Raw genomic sequence first — 19766 nt, 5'->3', positions numbered from 1 at the left:
AGATGAAAAAAATTATTAGCCTTTCGGTACTTTTTCTTTTGTTTGTTGCTTCCTGCAAAAAACAAAAGGATTTGCCGGAACCTGAAATAAACGATCCGCATTTTTACGTGAACTGTACAATGGACGGTCAGCCTTTTAATATAGCAGCAGGCGATGACGACTATTATATGAATACCTCCAGCTATTTTCAGGATTCAGATCATGTGTATGTTTACAAGGCAAACCTCGCCAGACAAAATAGTTCTGGTTACCAGGTCACCATTCTTTTTAACGAAACACAAGAAACTACAGTGTATAATCCAATGAAAGTGGATAGCACTTTGGTAAAGGGAAAACTTCTGTATAATGATTTAATTATTGATGGTACCACTCAGGTTCTAACATTTAAAGCAGCTAAAATAAATAGTTCAGCTGCATATAAATGGTCCTGTACAGATGGAACTAACACTACAACGCGCATTGGCAGTGGAACCCTACATGCTACTTATTCGGCAACATTAGATGTTGGTAAAACCTATTCGGTAACTCTAAATTATGATGATGCTAGTGGTACCTGCACTCAGAGTTTAACGAATGTTTTCAGAATAGGTAACAAACTTCAAACCGGTATAACAGCAACAAAAATCAGTTCAAACGAATTTAAATACCAGTTTTTTTATCTACCGGTAGATGCGATGTTTAAAAATCTTCAGTCAACATGGAGTTTCTCAAATGGCGGAATAGATACAAGACCCTCTCCAGAAAAATTATTTGTATTTAATACTACTAATCTTGTAACACTAAATCTTACAGATTTATCTACAGGTGATTCCTGCATATACCGTTACCAGATTCATGCTACAAATGGTTCTGTTTGTGATGCAAATTTCCGAACTGAATTTTCTCCTATAATAAATACCCGTATACCATCTTCTGTTACAATTTTAGTGACTGATCCAAACGGTAAAGTTTATAGTTCTAAAAACCTCATTCAACCCCAGTCAAGCAACTTCGATATAACAGAAGTTGCAGAATACAACCTGAATGAGAAGGGTGAGCACACCAAAAGTTTAAAAGTGAAGTTTAATTGTATTGTAAAAAATGGTACAACAGAAATTAACCTTAAAGATGGTAACGCAAAAGTTGCTGTTTCCTACAAATAAGGCGAACCTTTTTAAAACTGTTGCGTATAAGCACCCAGTTAGTTGACTCAAAAGGGTCATAGTTGTGTCCTCGGTTAACTGGTTTAACCAAGTATCCCTTCTGATTAGTTGCAGGAGGGATTTTTTTTTAACAGCGCCTATATAGTGAGTCGTGACGGATCATGAGATCATGCTCAAAAGCTGTGGGGAAGAAAATAAAGTTTGATTGCAGGTGCTAAACCTATAAATAGCTTTCTATCTGCGCCTTTAACCGAAAGCGGTGTTAACCTGTATTTGTTTCTGGCTCTGACTTAAAGATAAATGTGGCGGCAGAGCTTTGTGAAGAGGATAAAAAGGCGATAGCTTTTTGGTTCGTCTTCGTTTAATAACTGCTGACGGGATAGCAGGTGTCTTGCATGCCTTCACTTCATCATGAGATTTTTTAATCAGCCCTTTTATGAGCAGAAGATCATACAGGCAAAGATTTTCGCTTATTTTGAATTCCTTTAAAAGTGCCTGGGCTTCGATTGTCTGCATGCCCTTCATTGGATCGCGCTTTCCACGAAGAGAGACCTGATCGTTATCTGCGAGCAGGCGCATCAACTTCATGAGTCGGTGGTAAAGGCTTTTGTCTTTATGAGCAGTGTGTACAATTACCAGGCGGCGCAGAGCAGCAGCAGCCCGTGCACAAGCTGTGAATTCCTCGCTGTTCTCTCTTGATCGGACAAATACCGGTGAGGTTTTGAATTGTTTGCGACTTGGCCCTCCCTTGGCCCTGACCAGCCAGCCAAAGACGCTTTTGTAGAAAGAAATACCATTTACAGTACCTGAGAGTTTTATATCACCGACCTGAAATGCCATATACAAAGATAGCTGGAAATTGAATGAAAAATTTGACGAATGAGTAAGAGTGCCTTGACCTCTGAGGGAAGGTGTATGGGAAGCTGAGTGAACGGATGTGTTTCGTACTAAAAGACGGGATATGTACGGGGTAAGTAGGGAGTATTGCGCAAGGAACCAGGGAGCTGGTATAAAGCTGGTGAATTTAAACCACTCCTTCTGAGCCTGATCCGTCTTAGCACTGCATACCCCGAACAGAGTTTGCAAATGCCAGAAATCCAGAGTTACTCAAGTTCCTTAATATGTGATTGCAATTGCGAAAGCTTTAGTTTTGCTTCCACAAAATCTTTCTCATTTCCTTTTTTAAAGAGTGTTGCAGGTATAGCCCCGCTCCAGGAAGCTGAAATTTTATTAATAAAATCATTCCCATTTACCTCGTCCAGCAAAACGCACTCCGACTGTATCTTGTGTTTTTTAAGAAAAGGTTTTACTTTTTTATCGAGCTCTTCGCTAAAGTCAAGGCTTACAAGGAGTATTTTAAGAGACTTATTTTTTAATGTCTGTAAAGAATCAAATGCCGGAAGTTCCTCTACACAAGGTTTACACCAGGTCGCCCAAAAATTTACCACATAAAAAGTGTCTGGATTATCTATGCGTTTTAACAGCTGGTCTATTTTATAAGTACCGCTAAAATTTTGAGCCGGATAAAGTGAAGGCAGGAAAAGTAAAGCGGTAAAAAAAATCATTCTACCCTTAGAAGAAATAATCAAATTTAAAAAAGTGCAAAATGTATATTTGAACATTGTAAGAGAAAGCTATATTTATGCAGGCTTAGTTTATCAAAATTACTCAGTAAATTTACATTAATGGCAATTTTAAAAAATAAACCTAAAGACGAGTTAGAACTTGGCTTTGGGACAAAAAATTATAAAAAACCCGTTCGTTTCCTGAATAAAGATGGAGGCGTGAATGTAAAAAGGATTGGCCTTGGCTGGATCAACAATACAGATATTTACCATTCGTTGATCTCTGCATCGTTGTTTAAATTGATCATGATTATCATATCGAGTTACATTGTAATCAACTTAATTTTTGCAGGCATTTATTATTGGGTAGGAGCCTCCCACTTTGGTGGACTTGACGTTGACGCAGCCTCGGAGTTTCAAAAATTTATGGGACTGTTTTTCTTTAGTGCGCAAACTATTACCACACTGGGCTACGGCCACATTTATCCAATTGGTAACGGAGCCAGTATTGCAGCGGCGGTAGAGTCTTTGCTAGGGTTACTTAGTTTCGCCCTTGCCACCGGCGTGCTTTATGGAAGATTTTCCAGGCCTAAAGCACATGTTTTGTACAGCAAGAATGTTTTAATATCCCCCTATAAAGATTCCACCGCATTAATGCTGCGAATCACTAATAAAAAACAATATGAACTCATCGAAACAGAAGCAGCTATAACCTTTACATACATTCACCCTGAACTGAATAAAAGAGAATTCGTGGCTCTAAAACTTGAGATCAGTCGTGTAAATTTTATGGCTATGAGTTGGACCATAGTGCATCATATAACTGAAGACAGTCCGCTTTACGGACTGTCTAAAATGGATTTGGAAACAAGAGATGCTGAGTTTATTATTCTGATAAAAGCCATTAACGATACCTATTCTCAAACTGTAAATTCGAGAAATTCTTACAAAGTTCAAGACCTTGTGGAAAACGCAAAATTTAAGCCCTTAACTCCAGAAGTTACAAAAAGAGGTGCATTAAAAGTTTCAGTAACAGACATTCATCTATTCGATATTCTTAACTAGCTGTATCAAAAAAGGATTGTACCGCATCTCTGAGGTTGTAATGATTACTCATTACTTCTCCGTACGCCCCGGCACTTCTTATAGCTATTAAATCGCCACGTTGCGTTTCCGGTAAAACAACTGCTTTTCCAAAACAATCACTGCTTTCGCAAATAGGACCCACTACGTCGTATTTTTTATCAGCAGCAGAATTCGCTTTACTTATATTTTCAATTTTGTGATAAGCCTGGTAGAGGGCAGGACGAATTAATTCCGTCATGCCGGCATCTAAAATTGCAAAATTTGTATTGATGCCATTTTTAATATAGAGCACACGGCTGATCAAACTTCCACACTGAGCTATAATGCAACGGCCTAACTCAAAATGTATTTCTTGATGTGGGAGTAATTCAAGAAATTGCTTGAATACGCTGAAATAAGTGTTAAAGTCAACGATGGCATGTGTTTCAGGTTCCTGGTAATTTATTCCAAGCCCGCCACCCAAATTAATAATCGCCGGCGAAAATCCTTTCTGGATAAACCATTTATTTATTTCATTTACGCGAAGGCAAAGATTTTTAAACGGTGTCATATCCTGGATCTGTGAACCAATGTGAAAATGCAGCCCAATAAAATGAATGTTCTCCAGTTTTTTAAGCTCAGCTAAAACCGATTCAAATTCGTAAGGATTAATGCCAAATTTATTTTCTTCTAATCCGGTAGTGATATACTTATGTGTATGGGCATCTACATTGGGGTTAATGCGTAGCGCGATATTGGCTTTTACATTTTTCTTTTTCGAAAGCTCGTTTAAAATCTGTAGTTCGTGCACACTCTCCACATTAAAACAATAGATAGCATGATCGAGCGCATAATTTATTTCCTTGTCACTTTTTCCAACACCGGCAAAGACAATTTTTTTAGGATCAAATCCTGATTCAATAGCCCGTTTTACTTCATTGCCACTTACACAATCAGCACCGAAACCTGCATTTCTGATAGGTTCTAGAAGTGTGGGGTGAGCATTAGCCTTTAGCGCGTAGTGAATATGATAGTCTTCAGGCGCAGCCTTTTTTATGGCTTCCAGTGTCTTTTGAAGTAAGTCTGTATCGTAATAGTAAAAAGGCGTTTCAAGGGAATTGAAATGGTCTGTAAGATTTTTAGAAAACATGTTTAAGTCTTTAGTAATTGAATAATCCGTTGTTTAAAGCCTGAAGGGCATCTTTTTTTAAGTTTCCATTTACCAAAACAGAAATATTATTGGAGCTACCACCATAAGAAACCATACGCAAAGGAATGTCTTTAATAGATTCAAGAACTCTGTACGCGTAACCCGATTTATCCTTGGGCAATTGCCCTACAATACAAATGATGGTTTGATTTTCATCGATTTCAACCTGTGCTATTTCTTTTAATTCTTTGGTAATATCAGCCAGATATTTGTTGTTGTCGATCGTAAGAGAAACGGCTACTTCACTGGTACAAATCATATCTATGGGCGTTTTGTAACGCTCAAAAATTTCGAAGACTGCTCTTAAAAAACCGTGGGCTAAAAGCATGCGGTCACTCTTAATGGTAATGGCCGTAATACCATCTTTTGCTGCTACTGCTTTTATTCCCTCGCTTGTGGAAATATTGGCAATTAGTGTACCAACGGCTTCAGGCTGCATGGTGTTTTTTAAGCGCACCGGGATATTTCTTTTTTTAGCGGGTAAGATGCAGGTAGGGTGCAAAATTTTTGCTCCGAAGTACGCAAGCTCTGCGGCTTCGTCAAAACTAAGTTCCTGTATTGGACGTGTTTTATCAACAATACGCGGATCGTTGTTATGCATACCGTCAATATCTGTCCATATTTGTACCTCAGGACTTCTAATCGCAGCACCAATAATAGATGCAGTGTAATCACTACCTCCACGTTTTAAATTATCGATCTCTCCAAAAACATTACGACAGATATAACCCTGCGTAATAAATAATTTCTGACCAGGGAATTTTTTTATTTCTTCTAAAATGAATTTTTCGATGTACGCCATATCGGGTTCATCATTGGCATCAATCTTCATGAAATTCAGGGCTGGGAGCAGGGCAGAAGCTACACCAATTTCCTCCAGATAATAGTGATACATGGCAGTGCTTAACAATTCACCTTGTGCAAGAATGGCCTTTTCTTCGTTTGCCGTAAACATATCCAGGGTGAAGGACTCGACATGATTAAAATGATTTGTTATTAGTTGCTGCGCTTTCTCACTACTTCCTGGTTTTTTATAGAGCTCAGAAATTTCTTTTTGATACTTGGCTTTGAGGGTTGCAATCAGTGAGGTAGCTTTACTCAAGTCTTTAGCGTACAAAGCATCACAAATTTCTACAAGAGCATTTGTAGTGCCGCTCATAGCACTTAACACCACTATTTTAGGAGTGTCGTTAACGGTAAGGCTAACAAGGTCTTTCATGCGTTGCGCTGAACCAACACTTGTGCCACCAAATTTTAATACAAGAAACATATTCTGTTGAATTGATTTTTAATACTGATTAATAAGAAAAATTTGAATGGGTTTAGAGACCGTAGCTCTAAAATAGAATTATAATGCCTTAGAGGCATTTATACTTAGTCTTTATTTGAGAAGAACCGAACATTCAGGTGCGCAAAGAAAAAAATATTTTCAGGACTTACAAAATTTTCTTTAAAGGTTTTTGTAAATAAGTACTAAAGTGCTCTGGAAAATGGATGATGGGTTCTTTTTCGAAAATGCCAAATACAGCGCTCCCACTGCCACTCATACTGGCATAGAGCGCTCCAGCGGCATACATGCTTTCTTTTAAGACTTTTACCTCAGGATATTTTTTAAAGATCGAACCTTCAAAATCATTTACGAGTTTTTCCTTCCATTCTTTTAAAGGAGAGGCTAAAATAGTACCCAGATCATTATCCGGATGTTTTGGTATCAGTCCATCGTAGGCTTCCTTAGTATTACTGTGAACATTTGGGTACACCAAAAAAATAAAATACTCCGAGAGGTCTACTTTTATTTCAGAAAATTCATTTCCCTTGCCTTTTGCAAAAAGAGGCGTATTCTTGATAAAGAAGGCGCAGTCGCTGCCGAGTTGCGAAGCAATGCCTGTTTTTTCTTCCTCCGTATAATTCAAATCGCATTGATCGTTCAGTAAATTAATAAAGTAGGCCGCGTCCGAACTTCCCCCGCCAAGACCCGCACCCATGGGAATATTTTTATGTAAGTGAACTTTTAGCGCCGGTAGTTTTTTTTCTGTTTTAATGATTTCCCAGGCTTTGTAGATCAGATTTTGTGAAGGATCACCGGCAATTGGAATGCCACTTTCAGTAAAGATAAATCCTTCCTGTGACTCTTTGTTTTCGAGTACTTCAAGCCCATCACACCAACTCACAGGATAAAAAACAGTTTCAATATTATGAAAACCATCAGTACGTTTGTTCACAACATGTAAACCGAGATTTATTTTGCAATTTGGAAAAACAAGCATTTCATTAGTAAAGAGTTTAAAGTTCACCATTTAATTTTTATTTAGTGTTTTTCTTTCCAATTTATTTTTAACAAGTTTTGGTACAATCCTTGATGAAGTCAACTTACAACCTTTAATCTTACCAACTATGAAATCTACCCAAATTAAATTAGGCCTGTTAACCATTGCCCTTGCTCCCTTTTTAATGGCGTGTCCGAAAGCCAGGCACCCGGCGGCACCGGTGGCAGACTCCGAAGTACAAAGCTCGGTTGATGTCTCTTTTGCAAATTTTGTCGCTACAGATATAGATATGATCTGCGCCTTTGTGGCCGAAGCAGATCTTGATCCGGATTTTTACAATCTTGCGCCGGGAGAAAATCCGGTTGGTATTGATGTGGACCGAAATTTAGTTACAGACCAGGTGACTGTGGGATACAACAGTGGTAAGTGCAGAGATGGTGTATTAAGAGACGGCACTATTTTTATGTACAATCCACATACGAATCCTAACGCCAAATATTACCGGGATTATGAATTTCGTGGAAATGTGATTTTAGATCATTATTACGTAAACGGCTGGGCCGTTAGCATACCCGCAGGTAAAACATTTCAGATCTATAATAACTTGACAAAACCTTCTTACGATCCTTCAAAAACCACGCTCAGCTGGCGTATTGAAGGAAGTTTATTGTTAGAACATCCTACCGATGCTTCAAAAAATATTCTGTGGGAGGGTAAGTTGATCAAAACATTAAAAAACTCAACGGACAATTCTGTATTTCATACATCAACTCAACAGCCAATTAACTGGTCGAAAGGAGTAGTCGAGTACCGCGGATCTGTTACCGGATTAACTTCTACAGACGTTCCGTATACACTTGAAATTAATTCTGAAAAACCACTTGTGAGAGATTTTTCTTGTTTCGCGGATGTTATTGGTGGGGTAGAATCGGTTCAGCCTTTTAGAACATGGAACAAAGAATTTCATCCGGTAAAAAGTGGTGTGGCTACTTTTAAAACAGGTGACAAATATCCACGCCAGATTTATTACGGAAATGAGGGTAATCCTGGTTTACCGGCTCAGTGTGACAACTCTGGAGAAGTGTTAATTAAAGGGAATTCTTACAGTGTGAATTTTCAATAAGGAACTGATAATAAATTCCCTAACATTTTTTGTTAGATTAAAATAATAGTACTAAATTGCAAACAAATATTTCTAAAAAATATATGACGATGAAAAGAATTACCCTAGGGTTTTCAGCTTTAGCTTTAACAACCGCTTTTGTACTTGGTTGTAATCCGAAAAAAAATGTAGAACCTGAAGCAGATGTTGAGACAGAAAGCGCTGTTTATGCTTCCTGGATGAACTATGTTGTTACTGACATTGACATGATGTGTAGTTATCTCGCAGAAAACAATTATGATGGTAAAACATTTTACAGTCAATATCCTGGTACCAGTCAAACCGTTACTGCGGTTAGAGATACACAAGCCATTATGATTCCTGTAAACGGAGTTCTTACAGAACACGATCAGTTAGTTATAGGTTTTAATACTACAAAGTGTTTAGATGGAAATGTTCGTGACGGATCTATTTTCATGTATGTGCCTCAAAAAACTCCAAAAAATAATAAGAATGTTAGATATTCACGTAACTACGAATGGCAAGGTAGAATTATCTTCAAAAGCTATTTCATTAATGGCTGGGAAGTTAATAACTACGGTTTAGATACTGTTCCTGCCTACATGTATAATACACTTTCAAGTCCTAACTACAGTACGGGCACTACAAATTTAACATGGAGATTTGCTGGTCACTTAAAATTTACTCACCCTTCAGATCCTAATAAAAATATGGAGTGGGAAGGAGAGTTACATAAAACTCTAGCTAATACAAGCGATCCAAAAGTTTTTGCAGTTAGCAAACAAGCAGCTGTTCAATGGTCTTTAGCTGTATTAAAATATGATGGAGATGTTAAAGGTAAAGTGCCTCAAATTAATGCTGAAGCAACACCTTCTATTGTTGCAAATGTTCCTTTCTCGATGTCAATTCATCCTGAGACTCCATTAGTAAGAGATTTTCAGTGTTCACCTGATCAAGTATCTGGTGTAGCATTTACTCCTACAGGATCTGTAACGCAGCGTGGCGACGAACATCATCCATTTAAAGCGGGTGTTGCATCCTTTTCTATTGGAACACCAGCTCAAAATTTTTATCCTCGTCAAATTTATTATGGCAATGAAGGGCAACCTCAATTGCAAGCGGCATGCGATAATGTGGGAGAAGTTCTTATCAAAGGAATTTCTTACCGTGTTAACTTTATGAAATAAATAAACTTTAATACTTTTTTAAAAAGGCTGTTCTTTAAAGAGCAGCCTTTTTTTTATGGATATGTTTTTAAGATGTGTTGGTTAGTAATATTCTACTCCTTCCTTTGACCTGGTGGCCGAAATAGATATATTTGCATAAAATCAACATTATGAAGCGTATTTTGGTAATTTTTTGTTTGACAGCAATGTTTTCTTTTTTGAAAGGTCAGATTACTATGCAGACAAATTTGCCCAAAGCCATTCCTCTTAATTCAGATATTACTTTTGAGGTAAAAATTAATAAAGGTTCTCATACTAATTTCGCGAAATACCAGATGGAAATTCCCAGGGGCATCGTTATGAAAGAGGTAGATGTTAAATCAGGTTCTTTTACTTTTGAAGACAATGTGGTGAAAATTATTTGGGTTATGGCTCCTGTGGAATCTGAATTCACTATCAGCATGAAGTTGATTTCAGGAGTGATGCCCGGTAAAAAAAGCTTCGTACAAAAATATTTTTACGTTGAAAATGATGACAAGAGAGAAATAGAAATGGAACCTGTAATGGTTGCCTTTAAAGACTCTGCGTCTTCTGCGGCGTCGGTTTCAACAGAAGAATTCTATACATTGACGCCCAAAACAGCGCCTTCACTTTTAACTACTACAATTAATGCTGCCGAAATAAGCACTAAAAATCCGGAACTTCTAAAACAACAAGTATTACAACTAAAGAAAGATTCAAAAGATGCGTATGAGGTAGGAGAGAGAGAAAAGAAAAAAGCAGAATTAAAATTAGCTGAATCTGCTGAAGCCTTAGCAAAAGCAGAAGGCCTGAAAGATGAAAATGAGAAAACGGCAGCTATTGATAAAGCAAATAATGATAGAAAGAAAGCTGAGAACGATCTGCAGGTAGCGTCGAGAGTTTTGATTCTGGCTAAATCACTTGATGAAAATGCAAATGAAATCGACTCCATCAACAGGAGTATAAATCCTTTGAGTTATTCAGGACAATCTTCCGTAGCGGCTGCAAATACGCCAAGGGTAACTGATAATACGCAACAAACCGCTACTGCACTTAGCGGTGATGATAAAACTGAAACGGAAAGCGGTACAAAAAAATCAAGAAAGAAAGAAAAAGAAAAAGCTGAGGACGCTGCTGCAAATGCTTCTGAGACTGGGTTGGTATACAAAATTCAATTGGGTGCATTTTCCAAAGAACCATCAAAAAGAGATTTTAGAGCGCTTGGTAAAGTAAAGATCACAGAAGAAAATGGAATGTATAAAGTTCTTTATGGCAGTTTTACTTCTAAACAAGACGCTTTTAAAGAAAGAGAACAAATCATAAGCAAAGGTTTCGATGGCTTTGTTGTAGGTTACCAGGATGGTGTAAGGATAAAATAATTTTTTCATTTTGTTTTAGGCTTATCACTTACAACTCTTACCTGTCGCACTGGTGTCACCCTGTCACTCGCGACTGTCATTTTATAACAATTTTAGAGTTTTTCATGAAAATCTGACCAAATATCAGGTTATATTCACGTTGGCATAATTAATGTAAAAACCAGTGGAAATTCACAATTTATTAAATCAAAAAAATATGGCAAAATCAAATGTAAATGTAAAGCCTTTGGCAGATAGAGTTCTGGTTGAACCTGCGGCGGCTGAAACAAAAACATCAGGAGGAATTATTATTCCTGACACTGCAAAAGAAAAACCAATGCGCGGCAAAGTTATTGCTGTAGGTAACGGTAAACCTGAGGAACCAATGACTGTAAAGGTTGGCGATACAGTGCTTTATGGAAAGTATGCTGGAACAGAATTAAGCGTTGATGGTAAAGATTACCTTATCATGAAAGAAAGCGACATTTACGCGATCGTTTAAATTCCTGGTTTTTACTTCCAGATTGCCGGGTAACACCAGTAATCATTACTGAATAGAAACAATAAACTTAAAACAAGAAACAAACACAGTGAAGCAGAATATCCCGATAGCTATCGGGGCACTTCATAATTAAAAAACAAAAATATGGCAAAAGATATAACCTTTAATATTGAAGCTCGTGACGCTCTGAAACGTGGTGTAGATGCGTTGGCAAATGCAGTAAAAGTAACTTTGGGTCCAAAGGGGCGCAATGTAATTATTGACAGAAAATTTGGTTCACCTCAAATTACTAAAGATGGTGTAACTGTAGCTAAAGAAATCGAATTGAGCCATCCTGTAGAAAACATGGGAGCGCAATTACTTAAAGAGGTTGCTTCTAAAACGGCTGATGTAGCTGGTGACGGTACAACTACTGCTACCGTGCTAGGACAGGCAATTGTGACAGCAGGATTAAAAAACGTTGCAGCAGGTGCAAATCCAATGGATTTGAAACGCGGTATTGACAAAGCTGTTATTGCTGTTGTTGAGAATTTGAAAAAACAATCTCAGAACATTGGTAACGAAAATAAAAAAATTGAACAAGTTGCAACGATTTCGGCTAACAACGACAACACAATTGGAAAACTTATTGCAGAAGCAATGGGCAAAGTGAAAAAAGAAGGAGTTATTACTGTTGAAGAAGCTAAAGGAACAGATACAACTGTTGAAGTTGTGGAAGGTATGCAATTTGACCGTGGTTACATTTCTCCGTATTTTGTAACTAACGTTGATAAAATGGAAGTGGTTATGGAAAGCCCTTACGTTTTAATCTATGAAAAGAAAATTTCTGCAATGAAAGAATTATTACCAATTCTTGAAAAAGCAGTTCAAACAGGAAAACCATTGTTGATCATTGCAGAAGACTTAGATGGCGAAGCATTGCAAACATTAGTGGTTAACCGTTTACGCGCGAACTTAAAAATCTGCGCGGTAAAAGCTCCAGGTTTTGGCGATCGTCGTAAAGCAATGTTAGAAGACATCGCTATTTTAACTGGTGGAACTTATATCAGCGAAGAACAAGGACGTAAATTAGAAGACATGCAGTTAACTGATTTAGGTAAAGCTGAAAAAATCACTATCGATAAAGACAATACAACTATCGTAAATGGTTCTGGTAAAAAAGCAGAAATTACTTCACGCGTAAATCAAATTAAAGCACAAATCGAATCTACAACTTCAGATTACGATAAAGAAAAATTACAAGAGCGTCTTGCCAAATTAGCAGGTGGTGTTGCAGTGTTATACATTGGTGCAGCGAGCGAAGTTGAAATGAAAGAGAAAAAAGACCGTGTTGACGATGCTTTAGCCGCTACACGCGCAGCTGTGGAAGAAGGAATTGTACCGGGTGGTGGAACAGCTTACATTCGTGCGATCGAAGCTATCAGCAAATTAAAAGGATCTAACGAAGATGAAAATACGGGTATTTCAATCGTAAAACGTGCTTTAGAAGAGCCTTTACGTCAAATTTGCACTAACTGTGGAATCGAAGGTTCTATCGTTGTTCAACGTGTAAAAGAAGGAAAAGATGATTTCGGATTCAACGCCAGAACGGAAGTATACGAAAACTTATTAAAAGCAGGTGTTATCGATCCTACTAAAGTGGCACGTGTGGCTTTAGAAAATGCAGCGTCGGTAGCAGCAATGCTTTTAACAACAGATTGTGTGTTAGCTGAGAAAAAAGAAGAAAAACCAGCTATGGGTGGTGGTGCACCAGACATGGGTGGTATGGGTGGAATGATGTAATCAAGCTCTTTCCCGGTAGCTATCGGGACGTAAAAAGGGTTAGAGATGCCAGATATTAGTGCGACGATGATCATCGGATTATATCATTAAACTTAATAACTCTTGAAAATTAAATTAGAAAAGCTCCTTCATGAAGAAGGAGCTTTTTTTTTGATGAGTATATTTGCGCTTTATCCAGGTAAGTGAAAAATAACATTATTCTTTTTTTTTCTTTTGTGTTTATAGTGACTTGTTTTGCTTGTCATGAAAAGAAACACTCTTCCCCTGGATTTTCATACCATCCCGCTGGCTATTATTACAAATTGCTGGCCTTTGACCTGGATAGTTCTATTTACAAGCCGGGTAAAGTTGCATGGGTGGCCGCTACCTTTAAAAATCAGGCAGATTCTGTGTTCTGGGATAGTTACAATAATCTTAACGATAAATACTACATTAAGAATGATTCTGCCGAGAATAATTTCTTTAAAAATTATATGTCCAAATGTACAGACCTGGATAGTGGATGTGTTCTTGTAAAAACAAAAGATTTTTTTCAACAGCAGTTTAAAAGTTCGGCTATCCCTTATTTTTGCCAGAAGGATTCAGTGGTCTGCGTGAACTTTAAAGTGAAACGTGTTTACGAAAAATCGGAATTTGTTAAAATCCAGTACGATTTATTAAAGAAAGAAGAAGAGAAAATTAAACGCTATTATGGCACAGAAGAAGAGAAGCTGGCCGCACAAGATCCACTGGGTTTTTATTGGATAGAACATGGCCCGGGTTCGGGAGACCTTATTCCAAAAGAGGGAGATATAGTTACCATAAGCTATAAAGGTGAATTTTTAAATGGGCGTTTTCTTGAAAAATCGGGTGCTGATTTTGAATTTATTTACGGAACGCCGGACCAATTATTGCCTGGCTTAAATTATGTTATCAGCAGGCTAAAATTGGGTGAGAATGCAAAAATAATCTTACCTTCACGCCTTGCTTTTGGAGTAGATGGAAGTAGTAATGCAACTGTGCCACCGTTTACCCCATTAGTGTATGAAATTAAATTAATTAGTTTAAAAACAAGCGAATCTACACTCAAAACAAAACCGGTCCCGATGGCTATCGGGACAAAAAAATTAAAACGTAAAAAAAGATAAATGAAAAAAGTTACATTACTTGCAACTGCAGCCATCGCATTAGTTTTTGGCGCTTGTTCCGATTCAAAATTCGATGGCTATACAAAAGCCGAAAATGGTTTACACTACAAATTTTACAACCACGATGAAGCTGGTAAAAAAGTTGAAATGGGTGATGGTATTGTTATTACTTATGTAATCGCAAAAGAAAAAAATGACTCGGTGATCGTCGAGTCTAAGTCAGTAAGTCAGGATGGTACCGGTACGGTTAATTTTACAATGAAAAAATCTTCATTCGTGGGAAGTTTTGAAGATGGTATGATGATGATGGCAAAAGGAGATAGTGCTTCTTTTATTATTTCGGCAGATTCATTTTTCCTGAAAACAAATGGTCAAAATGAATTACCAAAAGGATTTAATAAAGGTGATTTCTTAAAAGGTTCTTTTAAAATTAAAGAAATCCGTTCAGCAAAAGAGGTGGAAGAAAATGCTAAAAAACAACAAGCTGAAGTAGAAACCATGCTTAAGGAAATGGAAGCTAACGAAAAACCAATGCTGGATAAATACCTTGCTGACAATAAAGTTACAACCAAAGCATTACCTTCTGGTTTAATTTATATTGAAACAAAAAAAGGTACAGGAGCTAGTCCTAAAGCTACCGATATGGTAAATGTGCACTACACCGGTAAATTTCTTAACGGGCAAATTTTTGATAGTTCTGTACAACGAGGTACTCCCGTTGATCTTAACTTGACGGAAGTTATTCCGGGTTGGACAGAAGGTATGCAATTAATGAAAAAAGGTGGTAAGGCTACTATGATCATTCCTTCTTCTATAGCTTGGGGTGCTCGCGGAAGTCAATGGGATCCTCGTAGCAATCAAGGTATTCCTCCTTATGCTGCGGTAGTGTTTGAAATTGAACTGTTCGATTTTAAACCAGCACCTGCTCCACAACAAATGCCTCAAATGGCTGAACCAGGACACTAGAAACAAAGAGTATCAGTTAATCAGATCAAAACAATTTAACTTCTGGAGCATAACCAGGTTCAGAAATAAGAACGAACTATGATGAAGCAGAACATCCCGATACCTATCGGGGCCTTCATGATTTAAAAAATAAAATAATGGATAAAGAATTTTTAGATAAACAAGCTGATGGAATTTACGCCAAATTTGAAACAAGCAAAGGCGATATCTACACTGTATTAGAATACAAAAAAACTCCCATGACTGTAGCAAACTTCGTTGGTTTAGCAGAGGGGAAAATTAAAAATAAATCAAAAGCAGAGGGGCAACCTTACTACGATGGATTAAAATTTCACCGTGTGATTCCTAACTTTATGATCCAGGGTGGGTGTCCTTCAGGTACCGGTACAGGTGGTCCAGGATACAATTTTCCGGATGAGTTTGATTCTACTTTAAAACATACTGGCCCAGGTATTTTAAGCATGGCTAATGCGGGTCCCGGTACAAATGGTTCACAATTTTTTATTACACACGTTGAGACTTCCTGGTTAGATGGAAAACACACAGTTTTTGGTCATGTTGTAGAGGGGCAAGACATTGTAAATAAAATAGCAGGCAACGACGCTTTGAATAAAATTGTTATTCTTAGAAAAGGCGCAGACGCGGAAGCTTTTGACGCTGAAAAAGTATTTGAATTTGAAAAGGGAAATGTTGGCGCAAAGGCAGAAGCAAAAGCAAAAAAAGAAGCTGCTGAAATGGCAGAAGCAAATGCCGCAGCTTTAAAACGTTTTGAAAGTGCTAAAACAACATCTTCTGGATTAAAATATATCATTGAAAAAGAAGGAACGGGCGATTCTCCTAAAGCCAGTAATAATGTGAGTGTTTTTTACAGAGGCATGTTTACAAATGGAATCGAGTTTGATGGAAATATTGGAGGTCAACCCATTTCATTTGGACTTACCCAGGTTATTCCAGGATGGACAGAAGGTCTGCAATTAATGAAGCCAGGAGGAAAAGCCGTTTTTTATATTCCTTATGCACTTGGTTACGGAGCCAATGGTTATCCGGGAGTTATTCCTCCAAAAAGTGATTTAATTTTTGAAGTAGAACTTTTAAAAGTAAGCTAAGCTTAAAAAACTATAATTTTTTAGAGCAAGAAGAAAGTAAAATATAATTTTAAGTATCTTAGAATATAAAAAACATAAAATCTCATACATGAAAAAATTATTTTTAATGATCTCTGCCTTATCTGTTCTGACTTTCAGTGCAGAAGCACAGAAGAAAGCAAAACTAAGTAAAGCAGATAAGGAGTTTTTAGCGAAACAGGCTGACGGTATTTATGCAAAACTTGAAACGACCAGAGGCGATATCTATACACAACTGGAATTTAAGCAAGTGCCTATGACTGTTGCAAACTTTGTAGGTCTTTCAGAAGGAACGATAAAAAATTCAGCAAAAGGTGCAGGTGTTCCGTATTATGATGGCATAAAATTTCACCGTGTTATACCAGGGTTTATGATACAGGGTGGAGATCCAATGGGCACTGGCGGTGGAGATCCGGGATATTCGTTTGAAGACGAGTTTTTACCAAATTCTGAACTTGCAAAAAATGGTTACAAACGTGGAGTTATGGCAATGGCAAACCGTGGACCTAATACTAATGGTAGTCAGTTTTTCTTAATGCATGCAGATTATGGCTTGCCATACAGTTATACTATTTTCGGACATATTGTAAAGGGAATAGAAGTTGTAGATTCTATTGCAACAGCCCCTAAAAACGGAGGCGATATGCCAAATGTTGATCAAACTATTAAACACGTAACTATTTTACGTAAAGGTAAAGAAGCAGAAGCTTTCGATGCCGCTAAAGTGTTTGAGACAGAAAGAGCTGCGGCTCCTGCTAAGGCAGCTGCCAGAATAAAAGCTGAAGAAGAAGCTGCAAAAGCAAAACAAGCCGGCGCTGCTGCAGAAGCAACAAAGATTTTAAATGAAAAATACTCTTCAGCTCAGGTAACTGCTTCAGGACTAAGAACAATGATTGAAAAAACAGGAGAAGGTGCAGCTATTAAACAAGCGGATAAAGTTGTACTTCATTGCACCGGAACTTTAATTGATGGTACTAAATTCTGGTCATCGTATGACGGAGAAGGGAAACCGTTGGAAGTGTCGTTGGGAGTTTCACCAAGATTGATTCCTGGTATGGAAGAAGGCATTATGTTGTTGAAACAAGGTGGTAAAGCCAAACTCATTATTCCGCCAAATATTGGCTATGGTGAGAGAGGACAACCTCCTGTTATTCCGGGAAACTCCTGGTTAGTATTTGATGTTGAAGTTTTAAAAGTTAACTAAACTGATATGTAATAAAATTTAAGCCTTCCCTTTAGTTGGGAAGGCTTTTTTTATGAACTTTTTTCGTTCTAATTTTTAAGTAAGTATCTTAGAAAAAATAAATCATTAAATGAAGAAACTAATTTTATGGATATCTGTTTTATCCTTTTTCAGCTGCGGAGTAGAGGCACAAAAAAAAGGAAAGCCAACGAAAGAAGATCTTGAACTTCTGGCAAAACAGGAAGATGGCATCTACGCGAAGATTGAAACGAATAAAGGAAATATCTACCTTTTTCTCGAGTCAAAAAAAACGCCTATGACCGTAGCTAATTTTGTTGGTTTGGCAGAAGGCAGCATAAAAAATAAAGTGAAACCCGAAGGTCAGCCATATTACGATGGAATGTTATTTCATCGTGTTATGCCTAATTTTATGATTCAGGGTGGTTGTCCAAACGGTAACGGTTCAGGCGATCCCGGCTATGAATTCCCCGATGAATTTGATCCTAGTTTGCAACATACAGGGCCGGGCGTTTTAAGCATGGCTAATCATGGCGCAAATACAAATGGCTCACAGTTTTTTATTACACATGTAGAAACAAATTATCTGAATAACAAGCACACTGTTTTTGGGCATGTAATTTTGGGCCAGGATGTAGTTAATAAAATTGAGGCCAATGATGTTATGAAAAGCGTCCTTATCTTAAGAAAAGGTAACGATGCAGAATCTTTTGACGCTGCAAAAGTATTTGAAGCTGAAAAAGCAAAGGCGCCACAAAAGGCCGCCGCCAGAGCAAAAGCAGATGAAGAGGCGAGGGTTATTGCAAATGCTTCGGCCTTAAAAAGATTTGAAACAGGCAAAACAACTGCATCTGGTTTAAAATACGTTATGGAAAAGGAAGGTTCGGGCCTTTCTCCTAAAGCAACAGATGAAGTGACTGTTTATTACAGAGGTACATTTACTGATGGCAAAGAGTTTGACGGAAACATTGGCAAAGAACCAGCAACTTTCAGACTTAATGGTGTTATTCCGGGCTGGACAGAGGCCTTGCAGCTTATGAAACCAGGTGGAAAAGCGCTTTTATATGTTCCTTACACTATTGGTTTTGGTGAAAATGGTGGGGGGAGAATGCCTCCTAAAACAGATATGATTTTTGAAATAGAATTACTAAAGGTTAATTAAGTCACTTTACTTGTACACTGCTTAAAACTAAAAAGTCCCGTCCGGATAACTATCGGGACGGGACTTTTAATTTTTGTAAAAAATTATTTTTTGTTCTCAGCAATTATTTTTTTTGCCATTGTAACATAGTCGTCATTTTTAGCTTCAGTAGCTAAAGTGATAACCGTTTCAGCGCTTGCAATTGCACCCTTTGAATCTTTTTGTTTAGCCTGAATTTTTGCTTTAAGAAGAACAATCCAGAAAGCTTTTGGATTAGCTGCTATAGCTTTATCAACCCACTCAGAAGCTTTTACAAGATCTTTATCGTTATCATAGTAGTAACTTGCAGCCTGGAAATAAGGACGTCCGTCGTTAACAACAGAAGCGTCAATTGTTTTCATAATTTTGGCATCAATGTCGGCAACAACGCTCACAACTACGCGGGTTTTTTCCCAGCTTAATTCAATGTTCATTGTGCTAGAAGCAATATCCGTAAAATTGATAGTGAAATTTTCTACTTTATCATTTAATGATTTTGTTGGAACAGTAAAGTGAACCAGATCATTTTCTTTTTTATAATTAGAAACATCACCACCTAAAGTAAGATCTTTATAAATAATAATTTCCCAGCTGTCTTTATTAGGAACTGTATAAAGCGCATAGGTTCCTGCAGGTACTGCATTTCCTTGAACTTTAACGTCTTCGCCGAAAGTGATCTTTGTAGAACCGTTAGCACCGGTACGCCATACTTTTCCGAATGGAACCACATCTCCGAAAATAACACGGCCTTTAGCACCAGGACGGGAATACTCAACCGAAACATCAGATAGAGCAAAAGCTTGTTTTACTGTTTGCAAAGGACTTGGCGCAGGCACCTTTAATACCTGTTGTGCGTTCAATGATGAACTGGCAATTGCAGAAATAACAACTGCGGCCGAAAAGCTTTTTAATTTTTGTAACATATGAATTTTGAATTAGATTTTTAAAGTGGCCAAAGTTAAAAATT

Annotated in this window: 18 protein-coding genes; 12 read left to right on the top strand and 6 right to left on the bottom strand. The window is 37.6% G+C overall.

What is annotated here, in order from left to right:
• Positions 1 to 2: 2 nt before the first annotated feature.
• Positions 3 to 1142, top strand: coding sequence for a hypothetical protein (locus CNR22_22700; protein ID PBQ34468.1), 1140 nt, complete (start codon positions 3 to 5; stop codon positions 1140 to 1142).
• A 246-nt stretch (positions 1143 to 1388) separates the two neighbouring features.
• Here the strand turns inward: CNR22_22700 and CNR22_22695 are convergent, their stop codons facing one another.
• Both CNR22_22695 and CNR22_22690 read right to left on the bottom strand, forming a co-directional pair.
• On the bottom strand, positions 1389 to 1982 hold the full coding sequence (locus CNR22_22695) for a hypothetical protein (protein PBQ34467.1): 594 nt from the start codon (positions 1980 to 1982) through the stop codon (positions 1389 to 1391).
• A gap of 263 nt (positions 1983 to 2245) precedes the next feature.
• Positions 2246 to 2707: a hypothetical protein gene (locus CNR22_22690; protein ID PBQ34466.1), complete on the bottom strand. Its 462-nt coding sequence runs from the start codon at positions 2705 to 2707 to the stop codon at positions 2246 to 2248.
• Between the two features lie 120 nt (positions 2708 to 2827).
• On the opposite strand from CNR22_22690, the gene CNR22_22685 reads away from it, so the two are divergent.
• The gene (locus CNR22_22685; GenBank protein PBQ34465.1) at positions 2828 to 3772 is read left to right on the top strand and encodes a hypothetical protein; all 945 of its coding nucleotides are present in this window, start codon (positions 2828 to 2830) and stop codon (positions 3770 to 3772) included.
• Here the strand turns inward: CNR22_22685 and lysA are convergent.
• The 3 genes from lysA to CNR22_22670 form a co-directional block, all read right to left on the bottom strand.
• A complete protein-coding gene (lysA, locus tag CNR22_22680) occupies positions 3765 to 4922 on the bottom strand; it encodes a diaminopimelate decarboxylase (protein ID PBQ34464.1) in 1158 nt (385 codons plus the stop codon). The two genes, CNR22_22685 and lysA, sit on opposite strands and share 8 nt — an antisense overlap.
• Before the next feature lie 10 nt (positions 4923 to 4932).
• Positions 4933 to 6252: an aspartate kinase gene (locus CNR22_22675; GenBank protein ID PBQ34463.1), complete on the bottom strand. Its 1320-nt coding sequence runs from the start codon at positions 6250 to 6252 to the stop codon at positions 4933 to 4935.
• A gap of 166 nt (positions 6253 to 6418) precedes the next feature.
• Complete coding sequence (locus CNR22_22670) at positions 6419 to 7249, bottom strand: 4-(cytidine 5'-diphospho)-2-C-methyl-D-erythritol kinase (GenBank protein PBQ34462.1); 831 nt, start codon at positions 7247 to 7249, stop codon at positions 6419 to 6421.
• Positions 7250 to 7376: 127 nt separating this feature from the next.
• Here CNR22_22670 and CNR22_22665 point away from each other — a divergent pair, with 127 nt between their 5' ends.
• From CNR22_22665 to CNR22_22620, 10 genes are all read left to right on the top strand, one after another.
• A complete protein-coding gene (locus tag CNR22_22665; protein PBQ34461.1) occupies positions 7377 to 8372 on the top strand; it encodes a hypothetical protein in 996 nt (331 codons plus the stop codon).
• Between the two features lie 56 nt (positions 8373 to 8428).
• Entirely contained in the window at positions 8429 to 9559 is a 1131-nt protein-coding gene (locus tag CNR22_22660) for a hypothetical protein (protein PBQ34460.1), read from the top strand.
• Positions 9560 to 9708: 149 nt separating this feature from the next.
• Positions 9709 to 10938 (top strand): hypothetical protein, encoded by a 1230-nt coding sequence (locus CNR22_22655; GenBank protein ID PBQ34459.1) that lies wholly within the window; start codon positions 9709 to 9711, stop codon positions 10936 to 10938.
• Positions 10939 to 11134: 196 nt separating this feature from the next.
• A complete protein-coding gene (locus tag CNR22_22650) occupies positions 11135 to 11419 on the top strand; it encodes a co-chaperone GroES (protein PBQ34458.1) in 285 nt (94 codons plus the stop codon).
• Between the two features lie 144 nt (positions 11420 to 11563).
• Complete coding sequence (gene groL / locus CNR22_22645; GenBank protein PBQ34457.1) at positions 11564 to 13201, top strand: chaperonin GroEL; 1638 nt, start codon at positions 11564 to 11566, stop codon at positions 13199 to 13201.
• 182 nt (positions 13202 to 13383) lie between these two features.
• Entirely contained in the window at positions 13384 to 14328 is a 945-nt protein-coding gene (locus tag CNR22_22640) for a hypothetical protein (protein ID PBQ34456.1), read from the top strand.
• Complete coding sequence (locus CNR22_22635) at positions 14329 to 15294, top strand: hypothetical protein (protein PBQ34455.1); 966 nt, start codon at positions 14329 to 14331, stop codon at positions 15292 to 15294.
• Between the two features lie 137 nt (positions 15295 to 15431).
• Positions 15432 to 16400, top strand: a complete 969-nt coding sequence (locus CNR22_22630; protein ID PBQ34454.1) for a peptidylprolyl isomerase — start codon at positions 15432 to 15434, stop codon at positions 16398 to 16400.
• Between the two features lie 106 nt (positions 16401 to 16506).
• Positions 16507 to 17622 (top strand): peptidylprolyl isomerase, encoded by a 1116-nt coding sequence (locus tag CNR22_22625; protein PBQ34980.1) that lies wholly within the window; start codon positions 16507 to 16509, stop codon positions 17620 to 17622.
• Between the two features lie 109 nt (positions 17623 to 17731).
• On the top strand, positions 17732 to 18781 hold the full coding sequence (locus tag CNR22_22620) for a peptidylprolyl isomerase (protein PBQ34453.1): 1050 nt from the start codon (positions 17732 to 17734) through the stop codon (positions 18779 to 18781).
• Positions 18782 to 18864: 83 nt separating this feature from the next.
• Here CNR22_22620 and CNR22_22615 read toward each other — a convergent pair whose 3' ends face one another.
• The gene (locus tag CNR22_22615; protein PBQ34452.1) at positions 18865 to 19722 is read right to left on the bottom strand and encodes a hypothetical protein; all 858 of its coding nucleotides are present in this window, start codon (positions 19720 to 19722) and stop codon (positions 18865 to 18867) included.
• Positions 19723 to 19766: the final 44 nt, after the last annotated feature.

The sequence above is a fragment of the Sphingobacteriaceae bacterium genome, assembly GCA_002319075.1.
Taxonomy (GTDB): Bacteria; Bacteroidota; Bacteroidia; order B-17B0; family Aurantibacillaceae; genus Aurantibacillus.
The sequence above is the reverse complement of the archived record's forward strand: the minus strand, read 5'-3'. Positions and strand labels throughout refer to the sequence as shown.